Genomic DNA, 12,210 nt, shown 5'->3' with positions numbered 1-12,210 from the left:
CGCCGCCTCCGTGATCATTTCGCGCTGGGGGTGGTCGCTCAGAGCGTCGGCGACCTGCATCAGATTCAGGTCCCCACCACGGTTGTAGATGTCCCGCACCAGGGACTGGGTCACCATCCGCGCTGTGCGGAGCGTGTCCGGACGGGGCGGTTGGACGAGGGCCGGCACGCTGTCGGCCGCGGAGCCGACCCAACTGTGGACGTGCCCCAGGACGACTCCGTCGAGGCCCGGCAGATCCTCCGATACCATGCCCAGCCGCAACGCCACCGCGTTGATCACCGCGGGTCCCGTCCGCTCCATCACCGAGTTACGGCGGATCATCCCCACTGGGGTGGCGAACTCCTCAGGGGCTATGTCGCTGTAGCCGAGCATCAGGTCCCGCTGGACACGCTGGTAGCGGTGTCGGATCTCTTCGAGGTATACGCGTGCGAACGGATGCCCCTTGGCCATGGCGAGAGCGGAGTTCCCGACCTCCCCGGGCACCCTCTCGACCGCGAATCCGTGCGAGGAGTCGGCGACAGCGGCGACGTGGGACGGGTCGGTGAGCACGTTGTCGCCGTCTATGTAGATGCCGCCGAACCTGTGCATGATCTCCAGGCGGAGGATGTCGCTGGCCGCCGCGTATCCCCTTCCGATCTGCTTGACCATTTCCGTCTGGAAGAACTCGTGCAGCCTCATCGGTGATCCGGCGTGGAACACCTCGTGGACATTCGCGAGGCGCACTCCGTTCTCCCGCGCCCAGTCGAGCATGTCCCGCGCTTCAACGAGGGCCGCGTCGTCGGAGGCCGACGGAGGTTGCTTTGCCCGGTCGAGGAGCGCTCGTGGCACGTCGGTCCACAGCACCATCGACGCCATTCCCCGGTAGCGCCGGGCCATGAAAGCCGTCTTCTCGCGGAAGTCCGCCATCTTCCCGGCGTTCCGCAAGGGCCCGCCGAGCCAGATCTGGTGAATGACGTTCGGCAGTTCGGCCCGCGCCGGAAGGGGTGGCATGCTCCGATTCGGTGCCCACGCCCTCCGCTCGGCCTCCGAACGCTCGGTCACCAGCGCCGTGCCCTCGGCTCGCGGCAGTACCCGCGGGTCCATCTCATGGTGTGTCGGTGCGCCCCGCACCATGTCAAGCCGGCGGAAGAACGTCACCACCTGCTCGCCGTGCAGTTTCCTGTGATCGTGACCCGCCATGAACCCGGGTGCTGGGAACGGCTTTCGCACACCGAACAGGTCCGGTCCGAGCAGTTCCGTGCCACGGACCGGACGGTAGCCTCCTGCCGGGACCACCACGGACGCTCGTAGGTCGGCCAGGATCTGCTCCGCGTCGACATACGTCCCCACGTCACCCGGCTCGCGGCTCGCGAGGAACGTCGGCCCGGAGTCCAGCGCGGACGTGGATGGCGCTCCCGCCTCCTGCGACTGCGGACTGTTCCAGTCCATGGAGTCCGGCTCCGCCTCCGGCCCCACCTCGTCGGCGTCGGTGTCGCTGCCGGCGTAGTTCTCCATGTCGACGTCGCTGTCCAGGTCCTGTGCCTGGTCGACGCCGTGGATGCCGAGCGGTTCGGGGAACTGCCCGATCGGCTCGCTCTCGACGACCCGCAGGTGCAGATAGCGGCGTCCGTCCCCGGTCTGTTCCCAGGAGCGGTGGACCACATCCAGCTCCGCCCGGCCCGGATACCGCGCCTCACGCCGCTCGGGGTCGACCGCGAGGAACGCCACATCACGCGCCGAGGAGTTCTCCACCTCCACCAGCACCGGGAACCCGCCCTCACCCGGACCCGAGTCGGACAGGCCCGCACGAGCGACGCCCTCGTCCAGGCTCGCCGTCGCGAAGCCCGGGACCGTGAGGCTCTGCACGTCGCGCGCCCCGTCAGGGAGCCAGCCCGTCCACCAAGCGGCCGAGTTGACCGGCGGCAGGGCACGTAGGGCCTCCGCCGCCATACCGAGGTGCTGCGGGATGCGGTCCAGCGCGGCCTCGACGGCGCCTTCGAGCTGTCGGTGCAGGTCCTCGCGTACGTCGTGCCACCAGTCCTCGTCAGGGTCCCACAAGCCGTCGTGGGGCTGCGTATGCGTTGCCGCCGCCCCCTGGGCCACCAGGCCGCGGAAACCCTCGTGGCCCATCAGCAGCAACGGGAACGCGGGCTTGCCGGTCGCCCTGAGCCCCTCCACCCCCTGGTCCACGGCTTCCCGGGCCATGGCGAGCAGCAGAGCCGCGTCGTGCCGGGTGTCGAAGAGCGCGCGGTCGCGCGGGCTGGTGAGGAGGTAGAGCGCGATCAGATGCCCGGGAGCCAAAGCATCCAGCGGCGAGGCGCCACCGTGCCGGGCCGACCACGCCACGAAGGCCGCCCGACGCTCCACCGACACACCATCAGCCCCGCCACCGCGGGCCAGCTCCACCAGGTCACCCGGCACGGCCGGACCACCGGTCACCTCAGCGGTCAGCCAATCATTCCGCAGCGCGTACAACTCCTGATACGGAGTCAGCCGCCGACTCCAGCCCGTCGGGGGCAGCTCGGCGAACGCCCACGCGTACAGATGCGCCGCGTCACCGAGGACCACCGCCGCCTCCACCGGCGACTCCATAGAGGACACGGAACCGCGCACCGACTCAAACAGGCTGTCGAAGCCCTCGCTCAACAGCCAGCTCAGCAGCGCCTTGCGCGCCCCCGGCATCGAAGCCACCGGCACCCTCTTACCATGGGCGGCAAGGAACGCCTCCGCGATGTTGAGCCGGTCGGCGGACAGGCGCAAACCGCGTACCTCGCTGAACGCGCGGAACCCGTCGCTCCGCGGGTCCACGCCCGCGTTCTTGAGGGACACGCCCACGGCGACCGCTGCGTCGACCGCTGCCTGGACGAGGCTGGTGGCTGTCCCGTCGGGAGACTGGGCCGCCTGGTCGGGCAGCCAGATATCGATCATCTCTCGCGCCGCCCGGCGGACATCTGGATCACCGGCGAGATCGCGGCCCAGCGCCCACTCATACGCCTCACTCAGCGCGGGCCAGCGCGGGTCCCGGTAGAACGCGCGGAACCCGTCGGCGTACGGCGCATACACCCGGGCAGCAGCCCGCCGCGCGGCCACCGGCCGGGGACGCGACCGGAACTCAACAAACCGCGGCTTCGCCCCACCCCGCCCACGCTCGAGCAAGATCGTGGAGGCGCCTTCGACTTCCGCAAGTTCCGTGCGCGTCGTGGGTGCATGGCTGGGGTGTTCGCTGGCGTCCGCGACATCCTGTCCGATCGGGTCGCCGCCGAGGATGTCGGCGCCTGACCTGCACGCGGCGAGCACGATGCGGGTATCCGCCGCAAAGCCGCCGTCCCTCAGCAGATTCCCGAGGTGCCAACCCCACTCCGTACCGCTCACCCAGCGGATACCGTAGGGAGAGATCACCCCGAAAACGGGCTCATCGGCGTGCGATACGGCTACGACAAAGTCCCTGCCCCATTCGGCGGACCCCCACTCCAGGTCCCTGGCCCGCAGGTCTCGGGACGCGATCCCCGAAGCGAAGTCATTCCGGTAGGCCCAAAAGAGGGTCTCGTCCCAGCGCTTCATCTTGTCGGCGCTGTCGCGCCAGTGGGGGAGCGGCATGCTGGAGAACGACACGATGCGGTGGGGGCCGGCAACGGGCCAGGTCAGGATCTCCGGTGCCCAGGAAGTGTTCCGCTGCCCGATCTCCTCGAGCACCACATGCCCATACGCCAGCCCCGACGCGCCGTCATACCGCGTGCTCTTCGACTTCACCCGGAAGGTGGCGGCCTGCGGAAACAGCACCGGCCGCTCCGCCGGCGTCCGCGACAGCGGTGAGATATCCCGGCCGCTGGAGCGGTCCACGGACCACACCACGGCCCATTGTCCCGCGCGTCCGGCAGGCGCCGGATCCAGTCCTGCCAGCGCACCGGCGGTACTGGTCGTCGCCTCGTGGAACTCCGGCAGCCCGAACTCCGCCCCTAGCGCAGGCAGGTTGGCCTCCCAGGTCGCCCAGGCCACCGGATGCGGAACCCTGGGCAGCATCATCAGCGCCTCCGCAGCCATCTCCCGATGCCCTGTCAGCTCACCCCGCACTCCCTCAGCAAGGTCGGCCGCCCGCCCCACCAGATCCGCAATCTCCGCCTCGCCGCCCGAGAACGACTCCACCAGCGCCCGGAAGCCGGCGTCGCGCAGGAACAGCAGCGGAAGCCGCCCTCGCGGCGCCGTTCCCGCCAGCGCCTCCCGCACCACGGCCGCGGCCTCCTCCCGCAGCCGTCCCACCGCCCCGGCATCCTCTGCCGTGAACGCCGCGTTTAGCAACCGGCCATCCGCACCGCTCACCAGCGAAATGGCCACCAGGTACGCCATGAAATTGACATTGCGCTTCAGCAGTTCGGGCGAGCCATGACGCAGCATCCAGTCCGCCAGCGCGGCACGACGCTCCCGTCGGTCCTGCAGAACAGGCTCGGCCAGTGCGCCGGTGCCGGCCTTCGACCAGAGGATCTCCCGGATTCCGTCGTGGACAGTGCGGCTGTCGGTCAGGCCCTCGAACCAGCCCTGGTGACGCTCGCGGTACAGGTGGTTCTGCGGGAACCTCAGATCGACGCGGACGCTCCCCGAATCCAGGACCCGCGCGACCTCCGGGCCGGCGTGTGCGCGGCTGCCGGGAGCGAGTACGCCGAAAGCCCAGGCATACAGCTGCGACGCGTCCGCCACCGTCATGTCCGGCTCGACCCCGAACCGAACACCCGCCTCATGCGAACCCTGTACCACCTCGGCAAGGGTGTAACCCTCTTCCTCGGGCAGTCCCGCCAGCAACACCTCCCGGAACAGCAACGGATCAGCGCCGCGCAAGTTCAGCGACGCGAAGGCCCGGTGCAGCCACCCAACGGTCGCAACGGCCTCCGGCCGGATCCGCAGACCGCGTGCCACCTGACCCGCCGAGGCCTGTGCGTGCGGGGGGACAACCGGGGGCCGCAGGGGCACACCGTGCGGGTTGGTCTGCGGATCGGTCGCCCACATGTCACTCAGCGTGGAACCCGAACCGCTCCGGAAGGCCGCCAGAACGAACAGGTCAACCAACGCCCGAGGTCTCACGGCCTTGTTGTTGGGGTCCGTCCACGCCACGAGCTGGGAGTACAGGCCCTGCCCGTCCCCCGCGAAGCCGGACGGCGCGAAGGCACGCACGGCCGCCTCCCGACCGAAGCGCCTCTCGAGAACCAACAGGAGCCCACGCACGGAGCCCTTCGCCGCGCCAATCACGCGGGGATCGACGGCAACGACCTTACGCAGCGCCCCCTCGAACCGGTCAGTGGCCTGCTGCCAGGAGGGATCCGCGTACAGATCGGGGAACCGCGCCCCCTCCTGCGACTGCGGACTGTTCCAGTCCATGGAGTCCGGCTCCGCCTCCGGCCCCACCTCGTCGGCGTCGGTGTCGCTGCCGGCGTAGCTCTCGTTGTCGTTCCCGGAGTTCCGCCACCATTCGACGTCGTTCTCATCCACCAACTGCGTGGCGAAAGGCAAGAAGGGCAGCGGCGCGGCCTCGTCGCTTACGGCTTGCACGGCCTGAGCGCTTCCCGCTGAAGCCGGCGAAGCGGAATTGGTGGGCGGGGGCGGGACCGGGAGCGGGGCGGCCCCCGGGTTCTGGAGATCCACAGGCGCTGCGGACTGCCAGTGCGCGGCGGTCGGGTTCGGCACGAGCGCCGTGGCAACCAGGCCGAGGACGGGTTCTCCATTCGGGCCGGACGTCTGCACCTCTATGTCGGCGCGGGTGAACCACACCCTGCGGCCGAGGCGCTGGGCCAGGCGCTGCGCCAAGGAGGGGTTGGCAACCCCCAGCTTCGGTACGGCCAGCACTACATCAGTGCTCAGCTCAGGCAGCATCAACTGCGGATCACCCGCGAGCAGTTCGATGAACACCTCGGCGGGCACCGTGTAGGAGACGCCCCTCAGCGTCACCGACAGCATGCCGGGCTGCCCAGGCACCGAGGATGCCCGCACAACGTAGGGAGCGGGCTTGTGGTTGCCGGCCTTGTCCTTCTGCCACGGCGCCGCTTCCAGCCCGCCAGGCAGACCGACCTTCGACGTCTCCAGCACCCCGGGCGGCCCGGGGGTGAAATCACGCCCGACCACTCGGGATGACAGGTCCTTGGTCAGAATTCCGGTGTCGTAGCTCCCCAGCGCCTCCAGATGGCAGGCGGCCAGCACATCGGGGTTCGCCGCGTCACGGCCACGCGCAAAGGCGGTGGCAGCCATCGCCAGCACGTAGGCGCGCGCCGCATCGACCACCGCGGCGGGGTCCATGTGCAGCACCCGGGCGGTCAACGCGTCCCAGCCCGCAGTCCTCTTCGACATCTCGTAGGCCTTCACAGTGGCCCAGAACATCCGGGACCGCTCCGCCTCCCCCACCTGGTCAGGCCCCGACAGCATCAGCATGCTCACGGCGCGCTGATCCAGCGCGCGTGTGTCCTTGCTGCCCATGACCTGTGCGGTGTCCGCCACCATGCGCATCTTCGCGAACTGGCTCAGGTGTGTGCCGGACGGGGCGTTGAGCGCGGCCTGGAACAACTCCCGGTACGCCGCCCGGTCCGGCTCACTCCGCCCCTGCGGCAACCGCGCCGCCACCACCCGCTGCAGCAGATCCAACGTAAACGGACCCAGCCCGGCGAAAGCCGGATCCGCCCGCCACATCCCCTCCAGAGCCGCGATCCCCCGCAGCAGATCCGCATATCCCGGATCCTGAGCGACCTCAACGCCATCATCCACCTCATTACCCAAGACCAGCTTCAGCGCCCGCACCAAAGCCAGCGTCCGCTCCCGCACCTGAGCCAGCGTCCGCTCCCGCACCGCCTCCGGCGCCGAATCCACGGCCGCGTACAACCCCGCCACACGCGCCCGCCGGTCCAGCTCCTCCACCGTCGGCTCCGGGAAAAACAGCCCATACGGCGCCCGACGCCCCTGAGCATCGGTATCTGCAAACCGACCAAATACGCCATACGGCCGGCCGAATGTGCCTACTGATCGTATGTGCACGCGCGTCTTACGCCGCGAGGCGTTCGCGAAAGCCTGACCGACCGAATCAGTCCGGAGCGGGTCGGCAACAAACACACCAGGGAAGGCCTCGCCGACACCTGGAGGCGCAGGCACGGAATTGTCCTCAGGCGAGCCGGCCCAGCAGATCACCAGATCCAGCAGGTGCTGCGGGGGCCGCCCGGACAAACTCTTCCGCCGCTTGACCCATCCCGCCGCCTCGCGAGCCGGCACCCGCCGTACACCACCACCGCGCATCGCGAACTCGACACGGCCCGGCGCGCCGTGCATAGCCAGGTAGTACGCCTCCGCATCCGGCTCCGGCAAATCCTCGGCCAGCGAGTAGCGTCCGGTGGCGAGATTGTAATGTTCAAATGTCCTTATCTGGTCGAGGCGGCGGTAGTCCTCGAACCTGTCGGCCATCTCGGGGCCGCTGTGCACGCTTCGGCCGATCTGCTTCCCGTACTTCGTCTGCTTCAGACTGACTATGGCCCGGGTCACCACATCGCGGAACCAGTCAGGAGCACCATCATCGTCATCGGGCGCCATACCAGGCTCGCTGGCAAGGAAATCCCCCGCCTCCTCATGCGCACCCACCACCTGACGGATCGATACCGCTCCGCCCATGCCCTCCGGAATCCACGCACGCGCGGTAGGCGCCCACACGACCCGCTTCAGCCGTTCCGCCAGCTTCCGCCCCAGCTCCACATAACCGTCCCCGGCAGAGGGAATGACCAGCACAACCGGCACACGCGCCGCAAGACCAGCCAACTCCTCATTGTGCGCCATCACCTCAACAAACTCATCGATCCCCAGATCCCGCCACGAACCATCCGCCCACGGCACCCGCACCCAGTCATAACCGCCCACACCCCCCACCACATACACCTGCCCCCGCCCCCACCGAGCCGCCTCAGAGGTGTACCGGGGCGAGTTACCCCCCTCATGCCTCTCCAGCTCGACATGGGCCATGTCCAGCTCCACAGTCGGGTTGGACCCCCAGTTCAGACCCGGGACGGGGCTGCCATTGGCCGTGAAACGACGCGAACGATTCGCGTCGAACACACCCTGCTGCTGCACATGGAACGCAGCCAACGCAACCACACTCCCCGCACGCCCCTCCGCCCACGCATCCCGCACCAGACGGAACAGCTCACCCCGCACCCCCTCATCCACCACCGCACCACCAGCCAGATGCAGCACACGCCGCGCCACCACATCCACATCCACCGAGCCACCCAGACTCGGATCACTACCCCCCAGCCTCGCCAGCACCTCCGACGGCCAGACCACCGCGAACGTCGCCCGCTGACGCAACGTCGTAAGACTCGCGTTCCCAGACCCCCCGTCCGCCACGACATCCCGCCCACGGCTACGCCAGACAACACCAAAGTCCGCAGCCGTCAAACGACCCTGCCCCGCGGGCACACCCGACTGAAGCGCCCCCAGCCTGGAATCCAGGAGCCGCACGAACGCCTCATGCGCCGCCGTCGCCCGCCTCCCACCCAGCGCAAGCGCCTGCTCCTTCCCACTAGGCCCCCGACCAGGGCCATACCCCGTCACCACCACACCAGGCAGCACCGCCCCAGTCCGCCACTGCGCAAGCCCCTCCTCAGCCACCTGGTTGGCCAACTGCTCAATAGACGTCCTCGCACCAGGAGAGAGCACGTCGGATCCCGACTTGAACGCCACCCAACTCAGCGACGACACACCACTCGCCGAACCGCCCGGCCCCTCCTGCGCCTGCGGACTGTTCCAGTCCGCAGCCGTCGGCTGCTCAGCCGGACCCACGGCGGGCCCCTGCAGCCCGGTGTCGGGTACGGAGAAACCCCCGGCGGTGGGCGTGTGCCCGGCCGACGACGGCCGGGGCAGGAACGTACGCCACTCGGTCGCTTTGCCCTGCTCGTCAGGTTCGAGGATGATCCGGTCCTCACGGCCCCCCCTCAGCTTGTTGAACGCGACTCTTCCGGTGGGGGCGTGGACAACGAGGCCGGAGATGTCGGCCACGATCTGGGCGTCCGCGAGCGCCTGCTCGGCCCCGGCGTTCGGGAGCCGGCCCTTTCCCGCCGTGCAGGCGAACAGTGTGATCGCCTTGAAGTCCTTCAGCTCGGATCTGAGGGAGCGCAACAGCTCGCCGAGCTCCTCGGCGCTCATGATCAGCTCGCGAGTGTCCTCGGGGAGCGCGTTGACGACCGGGTTGTCCTGGTCGTCGCCGACGACGACTCTGAACCCCTTGTCGTCGTGGTGCAGGCCAAGGAAGAAGGAGTCCTTGAAGTTCTTCGGGAGGTTCCTCCAGGTGCCGTTCCACTCGCCCTGGTCGTTGCGGTAGCCCGCGACGAACCGGGTCTGCTCCGACAGCTTTCCGTAATGCTGTCGCCTCGCCAGGTCTTTGGCGTTGAAGGAGAGCGCGCCCGTGCGCCTGCCGGACGGGTCCTTGACTTCGCTGACCAGCACTCGCGGGTGCTGCCACGCGCTCTTCGACGGTTTGGCGTACTTCTTGGGGGCCGGCTTCGGAAGCTGGGGCAGGACCGCGGCCAACGGCACCGGGCCGGAGTCGGCGCCCGGCTGGGGCGTGCCGCCTGCGGTGGCCGAGGCGGTGGAGCCGGTGGGCACCTGGCCGGGTGCGGGCGCAACGAGCGGCGCGTCTGTGGATTCCTGTGCCGGTCGGCTGAGGACCTGGGCGTCCGCGGATTCTGTTTCCGTCTTTTTCGCGGTGTCCGGAGTTTCTCGGCTCTCAGTTTCGGTGGTGGTGTGTGGGGTTTGCGTGGTGGCCGTGACGTCCGGCTGCTGGGCCGGCGCGGAATCCGCCTGCCGGCCGTCGGCGGGGTCGGCGGGGGTCGTGCCCCGCCCGCCCGTGCCCTGCGCCGGCGGCTGGCCCGCGACAGGGGCGGGTCCCCGGGACGATGGCTGACCGGTCCCGGCAGCGGGACCGTCGAGGACCGGTTGCCCCACAACCGACACCACGGTCTCGGAGGCGCCGGGCACGTCGGAACTCTCGGTCACCGGGCGGAACTCGTCCTGATCCACCGCCTGCTGGTGCGGGGCCTGCTGACCGGATACGTCGATTCCGTCGGCGGACAGCGGCGGCGCGGTAACCGGGTCGGTCTGCCCGGCGACCGGCTGGATGGCAGCCGGACCGCTCTCCCCCGGAACCGGCTGGACCACGGCCGGGCCCGTCTCCCCGGCAACCGGCTGGGCTGTCGCCTGATCCTCGGTCCCGGATGCCGATCCCTCATCCGATTCCGCAACGGTCTCGTCCGGATAGGAGGACGTGGACTCGCTCGTGGAGGGGGTGGTAACGCCCGTAGTCGGCCGGCCTGTCGGCGCCGCGGGTTGATCCACGGTCGAGGAGTTGTCCGTCAGCCGGTCACCGGACTCGGCGTCGGCATCGTCGGTGGTCGCCTCGTGGGCCGGCAGCCCCGCTTCGTCGACGCCCGGGTCGTGCTGAACCACGCCCGGGGTGTGCTGAACTGCGGGGCTGCCACCTCTGTTGGGATGACCGAGGTCGGAATGGGCTGGTGCCTCCGGGGACCCTGCTCCCGAGGCGAGGGAGGTCCCCGGAGGCAAGCCGGTGGCACGGGCGTCGAGGAGGCCATCGGTGCCCAACGGTGCGGAGGGGTCGGACACCGGCGGGGCCAGTGTGGACTGGACGATGTCGGCCAGCGGACCGTCGGCGACAGGCCCCTCTTCGACATCGGTGTCCTCGGGGCCGGTGACCGGGGAACCGGAAGCTGCGACGGATCCCGTTCCCGTGACCGCACCCGGCCCTGGGCCCGGGTTTGAGCCCAGCCCCGGGGCTGGGCTCAAACCCGGGCCCAGGGCCGGGTCGGCGGCGGGAGTCGGTGTGGCCGAGCCGTCCAGACCGTCGCTTCCCGCGAGCGGTGCGGGGGCGTCGGAGACGCCGGACCCCTTGTCCAGGAGCGGTACGTGTTCCTCGTCGACATCGAAATCCGATAGGGACGAGGTGTCACTCGCAAAGCCGAAGTCCGTGCCGACCGAACCGAGATCGGTGAGGTCGGAGACATCGCTGAAGTCAGAGATCGACCCCACATCGCTGTCGGAGACATCGCTGACGAACGACGCGGTGTCGCTGTCGGGCAGGGGGTCCGGCAGGGCATCGGGACCCGGCACGAACTCTGCCACGGCATCGGCGCCTTCGCCATCACCGATGGTCAACGGCGGTTGGGCGATCAGGTCGGACGGGGGCACGGGCGCGGGCGGTGGGACGGGCGCGGGGACGGGCGCGGGCGCGGGCGGTGGGGCCCCATTGACCGGCAGGTCCGGCGTGGTGTGGGAGACCTGGTTGAGCAGGGGCGGCGGGGCCGTGACGTTGGTGGGAACGCCGACGCCCTGATCGAGTCCGGAGTTCGTGGTGGGCAGGGGGGTCTGGGTGTTGTGCTGGCCTCCTGCCCCGCTGCCGCCACCGGGAGGGCGAAGCAGGAGGTTCTTGCCGCCGAAGAGGTTGGTGTTCAGGGATGTACCGAAATTCCTGGCGACGTCCTCAAGCCTGTTGTTTATCGCGCCGCTGAGTCCGGACCGCCAGAAGTTCTCGACATCGAAACGCCACTTGTTATCAAGTACGCCGCCGACGAAGAATTCCGCATTGCTTTCGGAAGCCCCGTCGTTGACGAAGGAGTTGGCAACGTTGAACGCGTCCTTGTTCCAGTCCGGACGGTCTTTGAAGTATTTTCCAACGCCCTTCCACACCACATCGTTGGCGGCCCCGCCCAGGAGCCCGGCGATGAGCCCGACGAACGTGGACCTCCCGACATCGTCCCAGTTCATGTCCTTCCGCCGCACATCGGGATCCGATATGAAGATCATCGAGGACAGTTGGGCGGCGACCGAGGTGAGGAATTCCTCGATGGCTTCGATGACGCCGGAGAGAGGAGTGCCCCCGGCCTGCGCCATCCGCTCCATGATGAGAACAATGGCCAGGGCCGTGCGGGCCCTTTCCAACGCGACCTGTGATGCCATGAGCCCGCCGGTGAAAGCCGACAGGGCAATGATGGCAGCGATCATCGCGAGCATGGTCGTGAACTCGATGATGGCCTCGACCTTGCCCTCCAGCAGGGCAAGGGCTTTCTTGATCTGACTCCGTCCTTTTTCGAGGGCTTGTGCGGCCAGCTCGTCGATGGAGTCCACGATTTGCTGGACCGTGCTGACGAACCCATTGCCGATCTCAGCCGGGAGCGCAGCGCCGACGGCGGCTATCGCCCCGTTCAT

Annotated in this window: 1 protein-coding gene (cut by a window edge); it reads right to left on the bottom strand. The window is 69.0% G+C overall.

What is annotated here, in order from left to right; translation table 11 throughout:
- Positions 1–12,210, bottom strand: partial view of a lonely Cys domain-containing protein gene (locus HUT19_RS33435; protein WP_176184012.1) — the beginning only. 38,694 nt of this gene lie to the left of the window's left edge; the window shows 12,210 of its 50,904 coding nt (coding positions 1–12,210); it begins with the start codon at positions 12,208–12,210; its stop codon lies off the left edge, out of view.

This window comes from Streptomyces sp. NA02950, from assembly GCF_013364155.1.
Taxonomy (GTDB): Bacteria; Actinomycetota; Actinomycetes; order Streptomycetales; family Streptomycetaceae; genus Streptomyces.
The sequence above is the reverse complement of the archived record's forward strand: the minus strand, read 5'-3'. Positions and strand labels throughout refer to the sequence as shown.